The sequence below is a fragment of the Halobaculum sp. MBLA0143 genome, assembly GCF_041361465.1.
GTDB lineage: Archaea > Halobacteriota > Halobacteria > Halobacteriales > Haloferacaceae > JAHENP01.
In genome coordinates this window covers 1,206,954-1,226,387 of sequence record NZ_JBGKAC010000001.1, presented here as the reverse complement: position 1 = coordinate 1,226,387, position 19,434 = coordinate 1,206,954, and the positions used below count along the sequence as shown (strand labels likewise).

General features: G+C 69.6%; 16 protein-coding genes. 3 read left to right on the top strand and 13 right to left on the bottom strand.

The genetic code is table 11. The annotated features are described in order from the left end of the window. Window positions 1-37: 37 nt before the first annotated feature. The 8 genes from RYH79_RS06340 to RYH79_RS06305 form a co-directional block, all read right to left on the bottom strand. Complete coding sequence (locus RYH79_RS06340) at window positions 38-1,348, bottom strand: hypothetical protein (protein ID WP_370897333.1); 1,311 nt, start codon at window positions 1,346-1,348, stop codon at window positions 38-40. Then, on the bottom strand, window positions 1,345-2,946 hold the full coding sequence (locus RYH79_RS06335; RefSeq protein WP_370897331.1) for a cell division protein FtsZ: 1,602 nt from the start codon (window positions 2,944-2,946) through the stop codon (window positions 1,345-1,347). Before RYH79_RS06335 ends, RYH79_RS06340 begins: the two co-directional genes overlap by 4 nt. A gap of 66 nt (window positions 2,947-3,012) precedes the next feature. Then, the gene (locus tag RYH79_RS06330) at window positions 3,013-4,896 is read right to left on the bottom strand and encodes a hypothetical protein (protein WP_370897329.1); all 1,884 of its coding nucleotides are present in this window, start codon (window positions 4,894-4,896) and stop codon (window positions 3,013-3,015) included. Window positions 4,897-5,183: 287 nt separating this feature from the next. After that, a complete protein-coding gene (locus RYH79_RS06325) occupies window positions 5,184-5,882 on the bottom strand; it encodes an ABC transporter ATP-binding protein (RefSeq protein WP_370900793.1) in 699 nt (232 codons plus the stop codon). Between the two features lie 59 nt (window positions 5,883-5,941). After that, window positions 5,942-6,754: an ABC transporter ATP-binding protein gene (locus RYH79_RS06320; RefSeq protein ID WP_370900791.1), complete on the bottom strand. Its 813-nt coding sequence runs from the start codon at window positions 6,752-6,754 to the stop codon at window positions 5,942-5,944. Between the two features lie 47 nt (window positions 6,755-6,801). Next, window positions 6,802-7,977, bottom strand: coding sequence for a branched-chain amino acid ABC transporter permease (locus RYH79_RS06315; RefSeq protein WP_370897327.1), 1,176 nt, complete (start codon window positions 7,975-7,977; stop codon window positions 6,802-6,804). Continuing rightward, window positions 7,974-8,888, bottom strand: a complete 915-nt coding sequence (locus RYH79_RS06310; RefSeq protein WP_370897325.1) for a branched-chain amino acid ABC transporter permease — start codon at window positions 8,886-8,888, stop codon at window positions 7,974-7,976. The genes RYH79_RS06315 and RYH79_RS06310 overlap by 4 nt, the downstream gene beginning before the upstream one ends. A gap of 1 nt (window position 8,889) precedes the next feature. Next, complete coding sequence (locus tag RYH79_RS06305) at window positions 8,890-10,191, bottom strand: ABC transporter substrate-binding protein (protein WP_370897323.1); 1,302 nt, start codon at window positions 10,189-10,191, stop codon at window positions 8,890-8,892. A gap of 104 nt (window positions 10,192-10,295) precedes the next feature. On the opposite strand from RYH79_RS06305, the gene RYH79_RS06300 reads away from it, so the two are divergent. The 3 genes from RYH79_RS06300 (at window position 10,296) to RYH79_RS06290 (ending at window position 15,270) form a co-directional block, all read left to right on the top strand. Further along, entirely contained in the window at window positions 10,296-11,783 is a 1,488-nt protein-coding gene (locus RYH79_RS06300) for a methyl-accepting chemotaxis protein (RefSeq protein WP_370897321.1), read from the top strand. 98 nt (window positions 11,784-11,881) lie between these two features. Further along, window positions 11,882-14,389: a PAS domain-containing sensor histidine kinase gene (locus RYH79_RS06295; RefSeq protein ID WP_370897319.1), complete on the top strand. Its 2,508-nt coding sequence runs from the start codon at window positions 11,882-11,884 to the stop codon at window positions 14,387-14,389. A gap of 44 nt (window positions 14,390-14,433) precedes the next feature. Further along, a complete protein-coding gene (locus RYH79_RS06290) occupies window positions 14,434-15,270 on the top strand; it encodes a sugar phosphate isomerase/epimerase family protein (RefSeq protein WP_370897317.1) in 837 nt (278 codons plus the stop codon). Here the strand turns inward: RYH79_RS06290 and RYH79_RS06285 are convergent. The 5 genes from RYH79_RS06285 to moaA all read right to left on the bottom strand — a co-directional run bounded on the left by RYH79_RS06285 (window position 15,214) and on the right by moaA (window position 19,344). Continuing rightward, the gene (locus RYH79_RS06285) at window positions 15,214-16,104 is read right to left on the bottom strand and encodes an ABC transporter permease (RefSeq protein WP_370897315.1); all 891 of its coding nucleotides are present in this window, start codon (window positions 16,102-16,104) and stop codon (window positions 15,214-15,216) included. The two genes, RYH79_RS06290 and RYH79_RS06285, sit on opposite strands and share 57 nt — an antisense overlap. Next, the gene (locus RYH79_RS06280; RefSeq protein WP_370897313.1) at window positions 16,101-17,099 is read right to left on the bottom strand and encodes an ABC transporter ATP-binding protein; all 999 of its coding nucleotides are present in this window, start codon (window positions 17,097-17,099) and stop codon (window positions 16,101-16,103) included. The genes RYH79_RS06285 and RYH79_RS06280 overlap by 4 nt, the downstream gene beginning before the upstream one ends. Before the next feature lie 69 nt (window positions 17,100-17,168). Beyond that, window positions 17,169-18,014, bottom strand: a complete 846-nt coding sequence (locus tag RYH79_RS06275) for a beta-keto acid cleavage family enzyme (RefSeq protein WP_370897311.1) — start codon at window positions 18,012-18,014, stop codon at window positions 17,169-17,171. Next, on the bottom strand, window positions 18,011-18,307 hold the full coding sequence (locus tag RYH79_RS06270; RefSeq protein WP_370897309.1) for a hypothetical protein: 297 nt from the start codon (window positions 18,305-18,307) through the stop codon (window positions 18,011-18,013). Before RYH79_RS06270 ends, RYH79_RS06275 begins: the two co-directional genes overlap by 4 nt. Window positions 18,308-18,372: 65 nt before the next feature. Beyond that, complete coding sequence (moaA, locus tag RYH79_RS06265) at window positions 18,373-19,344, bottom strand: GTP 3',8-cyclase MoaA (RefSeq protein ID WP_370897307.1); 972 nt, start codon at window positions 19,342-19,344, stop codon at window positions 18,373-18,375. Window positions 19,345-19,434 lie beyond the last annotated feature (90 nt).

Below are 19,434 nucleotides of genomic sequence, written 5' to 3'. Positions count from 1 at the left end.
CCGGGAACGCCGTCCTCCGTCGGGGTCACGCCCCCGGCTAGCTCCCGCGTAGCTGCCGTAGCATGACGCTGTACTGGTTCTCCTCGTACAGTGACTCCACCGTGTCCAACGACGCGAGCGCGGCCTCTGCGACTCCTGTCGCCCGGGCAGTCTCCCCTCGATCTATCGCCTCGCCCGCGCGCTCCCGGAGGTCGTCGGCCGTCGAGAGGAACAACAACGGGATGGCGTGGCTGTGGTCCTCTCGGCGGTTGACGAACCGCTCCGTGATCTCGCGCCGCCGGTCGGCGACCCGTTGGACCGTCTCCGCCGCCTCCCCGTCGTCCGGAGCTGTCGCGTCGTCCGGAGCCGTCGCGCCCTCTGGAGATGTCGCGTCGTCTGGAGCTGTCGCATTATCGGGAGTCGTCGCGTCCCCGACGGTCGCCGCGTCGGCGGTCCCGTCGGTCCGGTCGCCGTCGACGGACACCGACGCCAGCGACCCGGCGAGCGTCTCGGCGTAGAACGTCGCCTCTCGCCCGACGGCGTACGGCACGACCGGGTTCCCGTCGGCGGCCGCCTCCAGCTGACGGGCCAGCTCCGACAGCCGCTCGTCGAACGGCGCCGCGACCGGGTCGGGGACGTCGGCCAGCGCCTCCCGTGCGTCGCCGAGCGCGTCTCGTGCAGCCGCCGGATCGCTGTCGTCGTCGTCGATGGCGCCGACGGCCGCCGACCGGGCGACCGCGTCGGCCGTCCGTTCCAGCGCCAACTCGACACCCGCGACGGAGCCGTCCTGGAGCGTGTCGAGCAGCTGCTGGATCACCCGCTGTGACGGCTCGCGGGCGTCCGCCACCCGGGCCGCCGCTCGCGCGCCCGGTGACACGGGTTCGTCACCGTCCGCTTCGCCCCCGCCGGTCGACTCCGAGTCTGGCTGCGCCGGGGTCGTCTCCCCCGCGTCCGTCGTCGCGTCTCCTCTCGCGTCCGTCGTCGTCGTGTCTCCTCTCGCGTCCGTCGTCGTCGTGTCTCCTCTCGCGTCCGTCGTCGTGTCTCCTCTCGCGTCCGTCTCCGTGGCACCCCTGGCGTCCGCCCCGCCCGTGACGGTCTCGTCGAAGGGTGACTCGGCGTCGGCCGCCGTCTCCTCTTCTCCCGCCGGCTCGACGGACAGTCGGCCGTCCGCCGCGGCCTTCTGGAGCGCGAACAACCGATCTGCGGCGGAGTCGCCCGGCTCGATGCCGGTCGCCTCGGAGTCGAGCTTCGAGGTGATCCGGTACAGCGCTCCGTGCCACTCTCTGACCTCGTCTGCGACCGCCTCGGGCTCCGGCTCCACACCCAGCCGGTCGGCGGCCTCGCTGACGTGTTCTCCCGTCACGGTCACAGCATGTTGTCGCGGCCCAGACAGGAGAACAACGCCTCCACGTCGCTCCAGACCTCTCTGACGCTCTCGGCCTGTTGCGTCTGGCCCTCCTGGTTGAGCCGCTGTGCGTGTTCGTACATCGACTCCAGCGCCGGCATCTCCGGGTTCCACAGCATCCCCCACATGTAGAGGTCGTCCAACTGCGGGGTGACGAGCTGGTTGAGCTGCACGTCCACCGTCTCGACGCCCGCCGTGTTCCCGGCGTCGAGGAAGTCCGGCCCGTTGAGGATCCGTTGGAGTCGACCGTCAGTGACGTACTCCGACGCCTCGCGCATCTTCTCTTCTGGACCGTACAGCATGAAGTTGGCCCCCCAGGCCGTCGACGGATCGAAGTCGGCGAACCGGTTCTGGTCCAGCGTCCGCCGGGCGAGAATCTCCAGCTTCGACTCCGACACCGTCTCCGACCGGAGCCGCCCCAGCACCGGTGCCAACACGACCGCCGGCCGCTCGTCTTTCGGCATGCTCGCGGGGTACTTGTCCTGGACCAGTCGGAAGCTGTCTGCCACGTCGAACACGTTGCCGCGGATCGACATCGTGGCGTCCTGGTCGACGAACTGCGGGGTCGACGACATCGTGAACGCCTCCAGGAACGCCACCAGCGGCTTGTTCAGGTCGACGAACTGCGGCGGGTTGTACTGCGCGAGCCCGTCGACCCGCGGCGTGATGTCCTGGCTCACCTCTCGGAGCTTGGCGTTGTTGAACGGGATGAGTGCGTCTACCGCCTGTGCCGTCCGGGCGAGCCCGACGACCCCGTTCGTCTTCCCGCGTCCACCCAGCGTCGACTGCTGACTCCCGACCGACGGGATCACCACGGCGCTCAGGATCGCCTTGTCGATCTCTCGGTCGTCCGACAACACCTCGTCGCGGATGCGCTCGGCCAACACCGGCGTCGACCCGCAGCCGGTCCCCTTCGTCACACTGTGGACGAGCAACAACGCCTGTGCGCTCCGGAGGTCGGTCTGGCGCATGTCCCAGCGGTCGCGGAACGGGTTGTTCTCCCCCTCGAAGTCGACCTCGGCGACCGCGGCGCCGTTCTGCCACCGGTAACCCATCCCGGAGTTGTCGTGTGCCCCCAGTCCGATGATCGTGTTCGTCTCCAGCTGTGCGCGGTCGTACCCCTGTTCCTCCTGAGCGTAGTACGTCTGCTCCAACTCCGCCGTGTTCGTGTTCAGCAGTCCGTAGCCGGCCAGCCCCCCCTCCCAGATACGGGCGCGCTCCTCGCCGGCGGCCACGAGCGTGTCCCGGCGCATCAGGAGCGCGTCCAGGATGTTGTTGCCAGCGCCGCCGACACCGATCATGAACCACTTCTTGCCGACACTGTCCGTGGCACCGCCGCCGCTGCCGCCGGTCGGCTTCGGCGTCTCCCGCGTCGTCTGTCGAGGCGAGTCGCCGGTGCCGCTCCCGCCGCCGTTCTCCTCGAACAGGTGGTCGAACTCGTCGCCGTACATCGCCGCGACGGCCGCCTCGTTGTCACCGTGGGCCGCACGGACGTGTCCCTCCAGGTCGTCCGCGTTCCACTCGGACGGCCCGGTCAGGCAGATCTGGCACTGGTCTGGCATTCGTTCGTGAAGTACCTCGCCGCTCCGGTACTTAGTTTTCCCCCCGACCGGACGGCCGCGGGAGGGTCAGACGTACCGATCGCGGAACCGTTCGCGGGCCGTCGACAACGCCGTCTCCACGTCCGTGTCGTCGGCGGCCGTCAGCTCGAAGAACCCCGGCGGCTCCGGGCTCTGGAGGTCTACCCGGCCGAACAAGTCCGTCTGTCGGTCGACGAACCGGCGCGTGTTGACCAACACGTCCGCCGTCGCCATCGACGACGGGAGGTCGTCCAAGTTGTACTGGAGGAACGTCTCACCCCGCTCTGCGGCCGTCGACAGCTCCCGGAGGACGTACAACACCTCGTCGACCACCGCCTCCGGCTGTTGCACGTTGTCCGTCTCCGAGCCGCCGTCCGCGTCTGTCGGGTCCGTCGCGTCGGTCTCGTCCGTCTCGTCCGACGCCTCGGTCGACTCCGCGTCCGGCGTCACGTCGGCGTACTCGAACGAGAGCCGGTCGTCCTCGTGAGCGACGGCGACGGCCTCGTCTGCGCGTTCCACTGCCGTCGCCAACACCGAGACGAGATCGTCGTCCAGCTCTTCGGGGACGTTGCTCCCGCTGGCTCGGGTGTCGACCGCCGACCAGACGGCGCCCGCGAACTCCACGAACACGACGAGCCGGTCGGCCGACGTCGCGACCGTGTCCGCCTCGCGTCCCGCGGTGTCGAACTCACAGTCGTGGAGTCGGTCGCGGACCCGCCGCAGCTCCCGCCGCAGTTCGCGCGTGCCGGGCGTCGCCTCCGTCCGACCGTCGACGACCACCTCCGACAGCCGGTCGGCGAACGGGAGCCGGTCGCGTTCCACCTCCGACTCCGCCGTCTCCAGATCCGACTCCGCCTGTCGGATCGTCTCGACCACCGGCGTCTCCCGGTCGGCGACGTGTCGCTCCAGTCGGTCGAACTCCCGGTGTGCGCCGTCGACGGCCGACGCCACCGTCGCCACGGAGGCGTCGGACTCGATCAGGTCGATCAACGCCCGGTCTACCTCGCGGACGTGCACGTCACCCTCCACCCCCGGCACGTCGAACTCCCGGAACCGCGTCGGGAGGTTGACGACCTCGTACGGGCTACCGAACGCCGACTCCACCGTCCGGTCGCCGAACGCGGCCCGGACGGCGTCCGTCAGCCGGTCGCGGAAGCCGGACTCGATCCGGTCGACCGTCGCGGTCGGTCGGAGCTCGTCGACGCGCCGTCGGGCGTCGCCCGCCCGACTGCGCCGTCGCTCCGGGTCGTCGATCGACCGGCAGTCGGCGAGCAGCTGTCTGGCGTCGTCCACCTGACTCTGGAACTCCTCCCGGCGCTGCTCTACGGTGTCGACCGCCTCCGGCGCGGTCGTCGACAGCTCCTCGAACCCGTCGAGTCGGCGGTCGAACGCCTCCCGGAACGTCGCCTGGGCGTCGTCCAGCGACGCCTCGATCTCCCCGAGCTCCTCGCTGGCCTCGCGGTCCACCGTCACGGCCCACGGGTAGTCGGACGCCGCGTACACCATCAGACCGGACGCCAGGATCGGGACGAGCGAGAACAGTCCGAGCTGGACCGGGCCGACGCCCGTCCCGCCGCCGTACAACGGGGCGTACACGCCGAAGAACAACACGAAGAACAACACGCTCCCGAGCGTGGCGGCGCCGAACGTCGCCTCGCGGTGCTCCAGTCTGTGCATCGTCACCCCCTGTGACGCCCACGCGACGGCGATCAACAGGAACAACGCCATCACGACCCCGGACGACTCCTTGAACACGACCGCCGCCTCGAACAACACCGGGACGGACAACAACGGCCCGGTGACCGGCTCCACGCCAGCCGACGCCGAGGTGTAACCGAACAACGCCATCAGTGTCTGACCCAGCGTCACGACCAACGGTAGTCCGGCCGCCGCCCACGCGACGGTCGGGCGGCGGCTCTGTGATGTCGACATGGGTGTCTCTTCGGGGACCTGTACAAAACCCTTTGTCCACCGGCGACGGTCGTCGCCGCCCAGCGCCCCTCCGAGTGACGCGACGGCCGTTGCCGCGTGACACCAACCCGAGCCGTGCGGCGACCGTTGCCGCGGGGCACTAATCCGACCCGTGCGGCGACCGTTGCCGCGCGGCACTAATCCGACCCGTGCGGCGACCGTTGCCGCGCGGCACTAATCCGACCCGTGCGGCGACCGCTGCCGCGCGACACTAATCCGACCCGTGCGGCGGCCGTCGCAGCGCGGCACTAGCCTCCCAGATACAACCGCGACACCTCCGGGTCGTCGAGCAGTGCGTCCGCCTCGTCGGCGAACGCGACCCGTCCCTGGTCCAACACGTACCCGGTGTCGGAGATGGCCAGCCCCTCGCGGGCGTTCTGTTCGACCATCAGGATCGCAGTCCCGAGCTCGTTGACGGCCAACACGTCGTCGAACACCGCCTGTGCGGTGTTGGGCGCCAGCCCCGCGGACGGCTCGTCGATCAGGAGTACGTCCGGCTCCATCACGAGTGCCCGAGCGAACGCCAACACCTGCCGCTGCCCCCCCGAGAGCGTGCTCGCCTTCGCCGTCCGTTTGTCGTCCAGGATCGAGAACCGGTCGTACAGGTCCGCGACGACCGTCTCGACGTCGTCGTCGCGGGCGACACCGCCCATCCGGAGGTTCTCCGCGACGGTGAGACTGCCGAACACGTTCTCCGTCTGCGGGACGTAGCCGATCCCCTCCCGGACGATCCGCTCGGGCGCGAGCCCGCCGATATCCGTCCCGTGGTAGCGAACACTGCCGGTCCACGGCTCCAACAGCCCGAACACCGTCTTCAGCACCGTCGACTTCCCGGCGCCGTTCGGCCCGACGAGACACGCCACCTCACCGGCAGACAGCGACAGCGTGATCTCGTCTAACACCTGTACGTCGCCGTAGCCGCTGTCGACACCGTCGACTTCGAGCACCGACGAGCCGTCACCCTCGGCGACCGCCGCGTCCGTTCCGACGCCCCCCTCGGTGTCGCTCACCGTTCTCCACCTCCGAGGTAGGCGTCCAACACGCGGTCGTCCGCCCGGACCGCCTCCGGACTCCCCTCCACGAGCACGCTACCCTGGTCCAACACGATCACGGGGTCCGCCAGTGACATGACGAACTCCATGTCGTGTTCGATCACGAGGAACGTCGTTCCGCGGTCGTTCAGCCGGGCGACGTGGTCGCGCAGCTCCCGCGCCAGCGTCGGGTTGACCCCCGCGACCGGCTCGTCCAACAGGAGAATCTCCGGCTCCGCCAGCATCGCCCGGGCGAGCTCGACCAGCTTCAGCTGTCCACCGGAGAGATCCGTCGCCGGCTCCCGGGCGAGGTGGCCGATGTCGAACTGCTCTAACACCCGTTGGGCGTCCGCGAGGTTCGCCCGTTCCTCTCGTCGGATCGCCTCGCCGCGCGTGAGGGCGGCGACGAACGACTCCCCCAACTGCTGTCGCGGCCCGATCAGCATCGCCTCTCGGACGGTCATCCCCTCCAGCTTGCGGGGGGTCTGGAACGTCCGGACGAGCCCCTGGGCCGCGACCTCGTGTGGCCGTGCGTCCGTCACGTCCGTCCCGTTCACCCGAACTGTGCCCGCGTCCGCCTCGTAGAAGCCGGAGACGAGTTCGAAGATGGTGGACTTGCCGGCGCCGTTCGGCCCGATCAGTCCCGTGATCGTCCCGCGTTCCACCTGGAAGGAGGCGTCGTCCGTCGCCACGAGCCCGCCGAACGTCTTCTGGAGGCCCTCCACCGACAGCACCACGTCTTCTTTGTCCAAGTTCGCTCCGTCGTACAGCGTCGTTCCAGCGTCCATCTGGTGGTCTGGGTCGGCGCTCGCGCCGCTATCGTGATCTGGGTCGCTCACGACTCGTCACCCCCGTCGGCGGCTGTGTCCGGACCCCGCTCCGGCGTCTCGGCGTCCGCGAGCGCGGCCGGCCAGATCAGCTCCCGTTGTGGCGGGAGCACCCCCTCCGGCCGGAACCGCATCACGAGGACGATCAACAGGCCGATGACGAGTAGCCGCAGCGGCGCCACGTCGACGGGGAGACCCCCGAAGCTGTCGACGAATCGGGTGCCCTCCCGGATGGCGATCACGACGAACCCGCCAAACATCGCTCCACGATTGGAGCCGCTGCCGCCGAGGATCACCGCGATCCAGACGTAGAACGTGTTGATCGGCTCCAGGTCGCCGGGGGAGACGAACAGGTTGAGGTGGGCGTAGAACACCCCCGCCAGCGCCGCGATCACGCTCCCGAGCACGAACGCCTGCATCTTGAACCGGTAGGTGTCGCGCCCCAGCGCCGCCGCGAGATCCTCGTCCGACCGGATCGTCCGCAGGACGCGGCCCCACGGCGACCGGTGGAGCCGACGGAGCAGGAGGTAGGTGACGGCGACGAACACGAACACGAGCCCGACGTTGAGCGCCGCCTGCCAGAACGGCGTCTGGACGAATATCGGACTGCCGGGGACGACCTCTACGCGCAGTCCCGGCAGCGTCTCCGGGAGTTGCGCCAACACGGGCCACCCCTCGAAGAAGCCCGGGATCCCTCGGAGCCCTGCGCTGCCGTTCGTCCACTGCCGCTCGTTGCGGACGACGAGCCGCACCACCTCCGCCAGCCCCAGCGAGGCGATGGCGAGGTAGTCCGTCCGGAGCCGGAGCGTCGGAATCCCGATGGCGACCGCCAACACCGCCGCCAACCCCAACCCGACGACCAAGCCGACGACCGGACTCACACCGCCGGCGATGGGGGAGTTGTCCGCGGTCAGGAGCGCCGTCCCGTAGGCACCCAGTCCGAAGAACGCCGCCACGGAGAAGTTGATCAGCCCGGCGTACCCCCACTGGACGTTCAGCCCGAACGACAACAGGACGTACATCCCCACCAAGCCGAGGAGGTAGAGGACGTACGTCGGACCGAACACACCCCCGAGGGTGCCGGCGAGCAACACCCCGACGAGCCCGACGACGAACACCGCCACCCCTCGTTCGGCCCGGGTGAGTCGCCGGATCCGGTCGCCGAGCGTGTCGCCGTCCGTCACGACACCACCTCCCCGGCGATGCCCTGCGGGCGGACGAGCAACACCGCCACCATCACCAGGAAGGCGACGGCGTTGGCGTACTCGATCCCGATCGGGATCCCGAGATCCGACAGCAACGGCGTCAGTTGGTTGATCGTCCCGATCAGGAACCCGCCAAGCATCGCGCCGTAGACGGAGCCGATCCCTCCGAGGATCACGGCCGCGAACACGACCAACAGGAGGTTGAACCCCATCCGCGGCGACACCTGGTTGTACAGCCCGAGGAACACGCCCCCGGCGCCGGCGAGTCCGGCGCCGACGACCCAGGTCCACAGCTCGATCCGGGCGGTTCGGATCCCGGCGACCCGTGCCAGCTCCGGGTTGTCCGCGGTCGCGCGCATCTTCCGGCCGAGGTCCGTGTACTGGAGCAGGGCGTGGGTCGCGGCGACGAGCGCGCCCGCCGAGAGGACGATCGCCACGTCGTGACGCGTGATCCGGACGCCGTACGGGATCAGAAACTCGATCGGCCGCAACACCTGGATGCCGAACTCGGTGAAGCCGGCGCCGAAGCCGGTCTGGATTGCTCCCCGGTAGACGAACGCCACGCCGATACTCGTGATGAGCAGTCCGATGGAGTCCAACTCCAACGGCTCGTACACGATTCGGTGGGTGACGACGGCGACGACGGCCGCGACGACCGCGCCGACGAGTAGTGCGACGAAGAAGCCGACGGGTAAGCCGAGCACGCCGGCGCCGAGGCCACCGACGGCGCCGAACGTGACGAGCGCGGCGTAGGCGCCGACGGTCATCGTGTCGCCGTGCGCGAAGTTGGCGAAGCCGGCGATGCTGTACACGAGCGACAGCCCGACGCTCGCCAACACGACGATACTGGAGAACACCAGGCCGTTGGCGAGGTACTCCAGGACCGACATCTCAGCCTTCGACAGTGTCGGTCTGGACGTACTCCCCGCCGTCCACCGTGAGCACCTGGAGGAAGCCGACCGGGTCGCCGTTCTCGTCGAAGTCGATGGGGCCGGACACTCCCTGGTAGTCGACGTCGGAGGGATCGCCGTCGTCGCCGAGCACGTCCATCGCCTCGGCGAAGGTGAACACCGCCTCCCCCTCCGGACGGGTCACGTCCCGGACGGTCTCCGAGAGCGCGGCACCGGTGAACTCGTCTGCGGTCGCGATCGTCAGGGCGGCGGTCACCACGCAGTCGTACGCGAACGCCGACCACGAGGTCGGGCGCTCCCCGTAGGCGGACTCGAAGTCACTCGCGAAGCTCTGGTAGTTCTCCTGGTCGACCGCGGCCGAGGGAGTGACGATCTTCATCCCCGCGAGGCTCCCGTCGGGGGTGTTGGCCAACACGTCCGGCCCGGCGACGGAGTCGGCGCCGTAGAACTGCGCCTCGTAGCCGTTGGAGAACGTCTCCTGGACCATCGTCGTGAACTCCGGCTGGTAGGTGACGAACAGCCAGGCGTCCGCGTCCGAGCCGGCCATCTCGGAGACGGTCGACGAGTACGACGACTGGCCTTGGTCGTGAGACTGATCGTAGACGATGTCGCCGTCGTACGCCTCCCGGAACGCCTCCGCGAGCCCCTGGCCGTAGTCGTTGTTCACCCACGCCAGCGCGACGGCGTCGTAGCCGTCGGCGGCGACGATGTCCGCCAGCGCCGCCGACTGTGTGCTGCCGGTCGGTGACATCCGCAACAGTCCGGAGAAGTCCGTCAGATCCGGACTCGTGGAGTTCTGGCTCAACTGGACCACGTCCGTCCCCTGGATCACGGACTGGTAGATCGCCAACGACACGCCGGAGCCGACGGCGCCGATCAGGAACGGGACACCGTCCTGGTTGACCAGCTTCTGGGCCGCCGACACTCCGGACTGAGACTGTGACTGTGAGTCCTCGGAGACGATCCGGAGTTCGCGGCCGCCGATCCCCACCTCGTTGACGGCCGACAGCGCCAGCTCCTTCCCGCGCTCGTTTCGCTGTCCGAACGCGGACAACGAGCCCGTCAGAGAGTTCACCATCCCGACGGTGTACGGACCAGTCGGCTCCGCCGTCGCCGTCGGCGTGTCGTCCTCGGTGCCGGCGCCGCCGCCGCCGCCGTCCGTCTCCGTGTCGGTCGACGTCTCCTCGTCCGTCGTCGTCACACAGCCGGCCGTCAGACCGACGCCCGTGGCGCCGGTCGCCGCCAGGAACGCCCGCCGGCTCCGTTCGTCATCTGTTGCCATACGACACCCTACGAACGAGCGGGCACTTGAATGGTCACGGTGTGACCCCCCGGTCGAGCGGAGACGTGGGATACTTACAGTGATGCAGACTGCATTCGAGTGCTATGGGAGCAGTCGGCGGGACAAGTGGGGAGAGTACCGACGAGTTCGGCGCGACAGACACGCTGTACGACGCCATCGAGCAGATGATGGCGGCCGACTCGCGGGGGGCCGCTCTGGAGGCGTTGCTCGGAGCGGCGACAGAGGTGCTGGGGCTGTCACAGACCGGTATCCACACGTTAGACGAGAGCCGGCAGGCGCTCGTCCCGGAAGACTGGAGCGGGACACTCCAGCAGGAGATGGGTGAACCGCCGGCGTTGGGCCCCGACAGCGTCGCCTGGGAGGTGTTCGAGACGGGCGAGACCGTCTCGGTCGACGACTACCACGCCGACACGGGTGAGTTCCACGACCCGGACGCCGTCTTCCGGAGCGAGGTGATCGTCCAGGTGGGAGACCACGGGGTGTTGTTGTCCGGGTCGCCGGAGCCGTCGGCGTTCGACGGCCGCGACGCGCGGTTCCTGGAGGTGTTGTGCCGCAGCGCCGCGGAGGCGTTAGACCGGGTGGCCCGCGAACGGGACCTGGCGGAGCGGGCCGAGACGCTCCGGGAACAACAGGCGGTGTTGCGCGACCTGACGGACGCCGTCGCCGACAGCGTCGCCGAGTTGGAGGCGACCGCCGAGAGCGTCTCGGCGGGGACGGCGGAGATCGGTGATCTCGCCGACGAGCAGGCGGAGACGACGGCGGAGGCAGCAGAGGAGGTGGCGGACCTGAGCGCGGTCGTCGAGGAGATCGCCGCCCAGTCCGACCGGGTGCGGGACAACAGCGAGGAGACGCTGTCGCTGGCGGAGGACGGCTACGACGCCGCGACGGAGACGGCGGCGTTGGTCGAGGACGTGGAGACGGCCGTCGACGACGCGAGCGCGGAGTTCGAACGGCTGCGCGAACAGGTCGCGGAGATCGACGAGGTGGTGTCGTTGATCGACGATATCGCCGACCAGACGAACCTGTTGGCGCTGAACGCCAACATCGAGGCGGCGCGGGCGGGCGAGGCGGGCGACGGGTTCGCGGTCGTCGCACAGGAGGTGAAGTCGCTGGCGGAGGAGACGGCAGAACAGACCGACCGGATCGAGAGCCAGGCAGACGAGATCCAGGCCCGGACGGCGGAGGCGGTCGACCGACTCGACACCGCCGCCGACCGCGTCCACGACGGGATGCGACAGATCGAGACGGCACGCGACACGTTCGGGACGATCGTCGACCGGGCGACGGAGACGGCCGAGGGAGCAGAGGAGGTCGCGGCCGCGACGGACGACCAGGCGGCCTCCACGGAACAGATCGCGGGAATGGTGACGGAGGCGGCGACGGCCGCCGACGACGTCTCGACGGAGATCGACGAGATCGCGGCCGCCAACCGCCGCCAGGTGGAGCAGGTGGAGGCGATCACGGACAGCCTCGACCGCGCCCGGTCGTTCCTTGACGACGCCGAGGCCGGCGACGACCGGACGGGGACAGACGCGACGAGCCCGGCGACGACACCCACGGACGGGGGGTGAGCGCCGGCTGGAACTGCTCGACGGCGTCGAGCAGTTACACGCTCGAGAGCGTGGTCGAATGCCAACAGCTTTTTGCCGAAAGTCCCAAGGGGAAATCGATGGCAGGAGGCGAAAAGAGACGGCTGTCGGTCGCGACGGTGGGTGTCTCTCTCGGACCACTGGGAGAGCGCTCTGCAGTGTCGCCGACCGAGCCCGCGACAGCCGACTGTCTGCTCGTCGACGCCGCTCGGCTCGACGCCGAGGGTGCCCCCGACGACGGACCGGTCGTCGCGGTCGCCGACCCGCCGGGTGAGCGAGGCGTCGCGGCGGTGGAGGCCGGGCTAGCCCGGGAGTGGCTCCCGCGTGCCCTGCTCGTGGAGGCGCCGGCGACCGCACACGAGCGGCTGGCGTCGGTCGTCTCCGAGGCCGCCACGGAGTACCCGGAAGGGTACGAGCGGCTGTTCGACATCGTCAACGACGGGATCAACGTGTTCGACCCGGAGGACCGCCGGTTCGTGGACGTGAACCAGAGCTACCTGGAGACCCTGGGGTACGACAGTCTCGCGGCGATCCGCGAGCAGGGGATCGCGGGGCTGTCGGCGGGCGACGAGGGGTACACGGCCGAGCGGGCGTGGGAGCTGATCGAGTCCGTCGCCGCCGAGGGGGAGCCCCGCACTGTCGAGTGGCGGGCCGAACGGGCCGACGGCGAGCCAGTGTGGCTGGAGGCGACGCTCGTTCCCGAACGGGTCGACGGCCGACGACGGGTGTTCTCGCTCCAGCGTGACGTGACGGAACGGAAGCGTCGCCGCCGGGAGTACGAACAGATCTTCGAGAGCGTCCAGGACGCGATCGCCATTCTGGACCCGGAGACGCTGGAGATCGTCGACGCCAACCAGGCGTACCTCGATCTCGTCGGCTACGACAGCCTCGCGGCGATCCGCGAGCAAGGGGTCGCGGGGTTGAGCGACACGGACGACGGGTTCACGCCGGAACGGTCCCGCGAGATCAACAGACGTGTCGCCGAGAGCGGCGGCTCGGAGCTGGTCGAGTGGGTGGCGGAGACGGGCGACGGGCGGCGCCGGCGGCTGGAGATCAAGGTGACGGCCGCCGAGATCGAGGGCCGGACGGTGACCATCTCCGTCCACCGGGACGTGACGGAGCGGCGGCGCCGCGAGCAGGCCGTCGAGGCGCTCGCTCGCGCCAGCGAGGAGATGCAGACGGCCGTGGCCCCGACGGAGGTGGCGGAGGTAGCAGTCGAGACGGCGACGGAGGTGACGGGGCTGCCGGCTGCGGCCTGTTGGCTCCACGAGACCGCCGGCGAGGAGCCGGAGGTGGCGGCCGCGACGGAGGGGGTCACCCCCTCGGAGTTCCAGCTCGGGGAGATCGAGTACGACCTGTTCCAACGAGAGTCGCCCGTCCAGGCGGCGACGGAGCCGACAGGCGCGTTCGAGACGGCCGTCACTCTGCCGCTCGGCGACCACGGGCTGTTGGTCGCCGGCAGTCGAGCGGACCACAGCGTCGGTGAGACGGTGTTGGAGCTGGCCCAGGCGCTGGCGGACCACGTCACCACCGCCCTCGCCCGGGTCGAACGGGAACGAGCCGTCAGAGAGAGCGAGCGTCGCTTCCGGCTGATCGTCGACCGGATCGACGAGGTGATCTACCTCGCGGAGCCGGACTTCTCGGCGCTGTCGTACGTCAACCCCGCCTACGAGGACGTGTGGGGACGGAGTATCGCGGAGCTGTACGAGGACCCGACGGCGTTCGTAGACGGGATCGACCCCCGAGACCGCGAGACGTTCCGCGAGAAGTTCCGCCAGCTCCGCGAAGACGTCGACACGGACGGCTCGCGGAACCGCCACGACTTCGAGTTCCGGGTGCGACAGCCGGACGGCGGGCTGCGGTGGATCTCCGCGGCCGGCTACACGGTCGCGCTGTCCGACGAGGAACGGCGGTACGTCGGCGTCGCAGACGACGTGACCGAGCGGAAACGCCGCGAACAACGTCTGGAGGTGTTCAACCGTGTCCTCCGGCACAACCTCCGCAACCACCTCGACGTGGTGAAGGCCCACGCAGAGACGCTGACGGACGCCGACGGCGCCGTCGCGGACCACGCCCGCCAGGTGCTCGCGGCCGCGGACAAGCTCGACTCGATGGGTGAGCGGGCCCGTGCCGTCGACCGGATCGTCTCGCAGGCGTTCGACCCGGAGCCGGTCGCGGTCGCAGAGCTGGTCGCGGACACGCTGGAACGGCTCCCGCCCCGGGAGGGAGTGACCGTCGAGACGGCGGTGCCGGCGGAGGTGTCGGTCGTCACGGACCGGGCCGCCTTCCGGGCGGCGGTGGCGGCGGCGCTCGACAACGCCGTCGAGTACGCCGCGAACGAGGTGTCAGTCACGGGACACCGTGACGACGACGCGATCGTCGTGGAGATCGCCGACGACGGGCCGGGGATCCCGGACGCGGAGCTAGAGTCGCTCCACCGCGGGACGGAGACGGAACTGAAGCACGGCCGGGGGCTGGGGCTGTGGCAGCTCCGCTGGGGGGTCGACGAGCTCAACGGCGTCCTCTCGTTCGACACGGACGACGGCACCACGGTCCGGATTCGGGTACCGGACCGTCGCGGGGAGTGAGAGCGGCCCCAGTCGTTCAAGTGACTCCGGCGACGCGAGCCCCCGTGTCGCTCAGACAGGGGTTCTCGGTCGCCAACGGCGTAGACTTCGAGACGTGTCTGGCGCTAGCGGAGCGCGAGGAGTTCGACTTCCTGGAGCTGTCGATGGACTGGCAGTTCGCCCGCGACCGGACGGACGCCGCCCGGGTGCGGGAGGCGCTGTCGGCCCGGGGGTTGGACGCGGTCGTCCACTTCCCCGTCCGGATCGATCCGTGTTCGCCACACGAGTCCGTCCGGGCGGCCGGGGTCGCGGAGCTAGAGGCTGCCCTGGACGCGGCCGCGGAGTACGGTGCAGAGCGGGGCGTCTACCACCTCGGGACGGAGGTGCACCCGGAGAAGTGGGACCGCGAGCCGGTGTGGGACGCGGTCCGCGAGACGGCCGACCGGCTCGCCGCCTACGGCGACCGGGTCGGCGTCCAACCCGTCGCCGAGACGGCGAAGGGGGCCTTCGTCGACGCGGGCGACCTGCGGGCGTTGTTCGAGGAGACGGACGCGACGGCGTGTCTCGACACCGGCCACGCCTACGTCTCCGGGCTGGACGGCGCCGACCAGGCGGCACTCCTGGCCGACCACGGCGACCGGATCGATCACGTCCACCTCCAGGACACCCGGCAGACGGGAGACGACGAACACCTCCCGGTCGGGATGGGGCGGATCGACGTCGAACCGATCGCGGCGGCGCTCGCTGACGGGTGGAGCGGGACGGTCACGCACGAACTGTTCACCTTCGACCGGTCGTACGCGGCCGCGAGCCGCGACCGGTTCGACGCGCTCCTGGCGAGCGCCTCAGCGGACGTCGGAGCTGGACGCCCGCGACAACAGGACGACCGCGACGGCACCTAACACGACATCCAACGCCAGCAACACGGCGAGTCCGGGGACGACGGTGTTCGCGGCCCCCTCGAACGCCGTCACCTCGATCACGGTCATCACGTCGCGGTCCGTCGTCAGGGCGCGGGCGGCGTCGACGCCGTACGTCACGGGGTTGAACCGGGCGAACGTCTGGATCCAGCCCGGCAGCGCCGACAACGGCAGGAACGCAGACGAGAGGAACAGGAGCGGGAACTGGAGCAGATTCGCGCCGATGATCGTCGACTCCTGGTCGCGGGTGAGGATCGCCAGCGCGTTCGAGAACGCCAGGAACCAGAACGAGAAGACGACCCCGACGGCGATAATCCCGACGACGCCGACGATCCCGGTGGCGATCTCGGCCCCCAGGGCGACCCCGAGTCCGAGGATGATCCCGATCTGGATCACGATCCGGAACACCTCCGCGGCGGTCTTGCCGACGAAGATCGCCGTCCGGTTCATCGGCGACACGAGCACCTTCTCGAACATGCCGTTCTCGATGTCGTTGACGAGACCGATTCCGGAGGTGATCGCGGCCGCGAGCGCCACCTGGATGGCGATGGCCGGCACGAGGTACGTCTCGTAGCTCACGCCCGGAATCCCGCGGGCGACCGCCTGGCCGGCGACGTTGCCGAACACCTCCGTGAACAAGACGAGGAAGATGATCGGCTGGACCAACGACACGACCAACACGAACGGATTGCGGACCGCCTTCAGGTTCCAGCGCTTGAAGTTCACCCAGGCGTCACCCAGGAAGCTGTTGCCCGCCCGTTCGACGGCCTCCTGCTCGCCGACGACCGTCGTGTCCTCCGCGCCGGGGGTGCTCACCGTTCCACCTCCCGGTCGTCGTCGTCGTCGGTGATCGCCAGGAACACGTCGTCCAAGGTGGGAGCGTTGATCTCGAAGCTCGTCACCGTCAGGCCGTCGTCGCGTAGCCTGACGAGCAGGTCCGTCCCGTGTTCGCGGGCGACCTCGCTCGTGACGCTGATGCCCGTCTCCGTCTCCGTCACGGTCGCGTCCGCGAACACGTCCATCTCGCCGGCGATCTCGACGGCCCGGTCGCGGTCGCCCGACACCGTCACGTCCAACACCTCGCCGCCGACGCGCCGCTTCAGCTCCGCGGGCGACCCCTCGGCGACGATTCGACCGCCCCGGATCACCGCCAGCCGGTCACACAGCGTGTCCGCCTCCTCCAAGTACTGTGTCGTGAGGAAGATCGTCGTCCCGCGGTCGTTGATCCGCTCGAAGTACTCCCACAGCCGATTTCGCGCCTTCGGGTCCAGTCCGGTGGTCGGCTCGTCTAAGAACACCAACGGCGGGCGGTGGACGAGCGCGGTCGCGGCGTCCAGCCGTTTCTTCATCCCGCCGGAGAACTCCTCGGCCCGCTTGTCGGCCACGTCCGCCAGGTCGACGAGATCCAACAGCTCTGCCGTCCGCTCGCCCCGCTCGCCCCGCGGGACGCCGTACGCCTCACACGCGAACGCAATGTTCTCCTCTGCGGTGAGTTCGCCGTCGACGCTCGTCTCCTGGGCCATGTAGCCGATGGACTCCCGAACCGAACGGGGTGACGCCGTCACGTCGAACCCGTTGACTGACACCTCGCCCGCGGTGGGCGACAGCAGCGTCGCCAACACCTTGATCGTCGTCGTCTTGCCCGCGCCGTTCGGGCCGAGAAAGCCGAAGAACTCCCCCTGCGGGACTGTCATGTCCACGCCCGCGATCGCCTCGGTGCCGTCGCCGTACGTCAACTGGAGGTCGCGCACGGACACCGACGGCTGCCCGTCCTCGCTCGTCTGCCGCTCCTGCTCGGTCGCCTTCGCCATAGCAACACTACGGAGTCTGTAGTGGTATACTTTTGGCTTCGAACCTTCGGAGTCTACGCCGTCTGGCGGTCACTCTCGCGGAGAGATGCCGAGAATCGCTCTCGCCTCCGCGGGCGACGCGACCGGCCGACCCAGCTCCTCGGCGAGCCGGACGCTCCGGGCGACGAGTCGGTCGTTCGTGGCGTACTCCCCCTCGCGGTAGTAGAGGTTGTCTTCCAGTCCGACGCGGACGTGGCCGCCCAGCAGGATCGACAGCGTGGTCAACGGGAGTTGGTGGCGGCCGAACCCGAGGACGGTGAACTCCGCGCGGTCGGGCAGGCGTTCGACGGCCGCCAGGAGCCGCCGAGGGTGTGGCGGCGACAGCGTCCCGGGCCCGAAGATCAGGTTCAGGTACGGCGGGTCGTCGAACCGGTCCAGGATCGACAGCGCCTCGTTCAGGTGGCCGTCGTTGAACACCTCAAGTTCGGGGACGATCCCGCGTTCGCGCATCTCGTCGTGGAGGCCGGCGACGGTGTCACGAGTGTTCTCGGCCGTGAGCCGGTCGTAGCGGTTCACCGGGCCGACGTCGAGACTCGCCATCGCCGGCGGGGGGTCCGTCCGCAGCGGCTCCGCCCGCAGCGCCGGCGGCGCCGCGGTGCCGCCGGTGGAGTGTTGGACGATCACGTCGTCCGTGGCGGCCCGAACCGCGTCGGTCACCGCCTGGAACCGCTCGGTCGAGAAGGCGCGCTCTCCGTTGTCGCGGCGGGCGTGGAGGTGGACGACGCTCGCCCCGGCCGCCTCGCAGTCGGCCGCCGCCGCGGCGATCTCCGCTGGCGTCTCCGGCAGTTCCGGGTGGGCCTCTCTCCCTTGCACCCCGCCCGTGAGCGCCGCCGTGACGATCACTGGCTCGCCGTCGAGGTAGTCGTCGTAGGTCACGGGTCGTCACCGCCGCCGGTCGAATCGCCAGCGTCAGGCTCGTCGGCACCGCCGGTCGAGTCGCCGTCCGACTCGTCGCCCGCGGGGTCGGTCGAGGGTGGGTCGTCCCACGCCATCCCGGCGTGGTCGCGGTAGATCTCGCAGTCGGCCGCGGGGGTGAGGTCGTAGCGCTGGTTGCAGATGTCCGCCCGCATCGGTTGGACGAACCGATCTGCGACCGTGCAGTAGGCGCGGGCCGTCTCGAACTCCGTCTCGCCGTCCGTCTCGCGGTACTCCAGGTGGCGACAGGGCACGATCCGAACTCGGGCCGTAGGGAGTTATCGCTGTGGGCGCCGGTGAACTCGGCAGGTGCCGCGCGTCACTCTACAGCCGGCGACTCGACGTACTCATCGTTCATCTCCCAGCCGTCGTCCGTCTCGACGAGGTACTCGCCGTAGTACGGCACCCGCTCGGCGACCGTCTCGCGGAACGTCTCGCGGATCTCCGGCTTCGTCATCTCCCCCATCGACCGGAGGTCGTCGTTGCGGTTGAGACACCCCTTCAGCTTCCCCTCGTGGGTCACCCGGACCCGGCCGCAGCCCGCACAGAACGACTCGTTGCCGACCGGGTCGACGATCTCCACCATCCCGCCGTCCACCCAGTAGCGCCGGCGGTCGTGCATCTCCCGACGCTCCACGCGGTCGGCGATGTCGGCGAGCCAGCCGTGGACACGGTCGATGTCGACGTTCCACTCCGGCCGTCCGGTCAGTTCCGGCATGTACTCGATCAGCTGGAGCCGGAGCCCCTCGCGCTCGGCGACGTGGTCCACCATCCCCTCCACGTAGCCTTTCGTGTGCTCGAACACGACCATGTTGAGCTTCACCGGATCGAGCCCGGCGTCCAAGGCGGCCTCCACCCCCTCCAGCACGCGGTCGTAGGCGCCCGACTGCGTGACGGCCGCGAACGCGTCCGGGTCGAGCGCGTCCTGTGAGACGTTCACACGCTCCAGGCCGGCGTCGACCAGTTCTTCGGCCCGGCCGGGGAGGAAGGTGCCGTTCGTCGTCATCGACACCGCCATCGACTCGGGGGTGCGTCGGACAATCTCCGCCAGGTCCTGCCGGAGCATCGGCTCGCCGCCGGTGAACTTCACCGCGTCCACGTCGAACTCCGCGGCCACCTCCAGGAACTGGACCACGTCGTCGGCGTCCATCTCGTGGTCCTGGGGCGCCGACGGTCCGCGAGTGTCGCCGAGCCCCTCGTTGTGACAGTAGACACAGTCGAAGTTACACCGGTCGGTGAGCGACACCCGCACGCCCGTCACCTCCCGGTCGAAGTCGTCTGCCAGCGGCACACCACCGTGTATCCGACCGTCACACTTCAACTGCGGGGTGAGAGACGACGCTGTGTAACTCTCCAAGGTTACACACAGTCGCTCCGAGAG

What these genes read in the sequence shown, in the direction of transcription:
- RYH79_RS06310 (WP_370897325.1), bottom strand. Translation starts at nt 8,888, where the DNA reads ATGTCGGTCCTGGAGTACCTCGCCAACGGCCTGGTGTTCTCCAGTATC.
- RYH79_RS06300 (WP_370897321.1), top strand. Translation starts at nt 10,296, where the DNA reads ATGGGAGCAGTCGGCGGGACAAGTGGGGAGAGTACCGACGAGTTCGGC.
- RYH79_RS06305 (WP_370897323.1), bottom strand. Translation starts at nt 10,191, where the DNA reads ATGGCAACAGATGACGAACGGAGCCGGCGGGCGTTCCTGGCGGCGACC.
- RYH79_RS06320 (WP_370900791.1), bottom strand. Translation starts at nt 6,754, where the DNA reads ATGGACGCTGGAACGACGCTGTACGACGGAGCGAACTTGGACAAAGAA.
- RYH79_RS06330 (WP_370897329.1), bottom strand. Translation starts at nt 4,896, where the DNA reads ATGTCGACATCACAGAGCCGCCGCCCGACCGTCGCGTGGGCGGCGGCC.
- RYH79_RS06335 (WP_370897331.1), bottom strand. Translation starts at nt 2,946, where the DNA reads ATGCCAGACCAGTGCCAGATCTGCCTGACCGGGCCGTCCGAGTGGAAC.
- RYH79_RS06280 (WP_370897313.1), bottom strand. Translation starts at nt 17,099, where the DNA reads ATGGCGAAGGCGACCGAGCAGGAGCGGCAGACGAGCGAGGACGGGCAG.
- RYH79_RS06295 (WP_370897319.1), top strand. Translation starts at nt 11,882, where the DNA reads ATGGCAGGAGGCGAAAAGAGACGGCTGTCGGTCGCGACGGTGGGTGTC.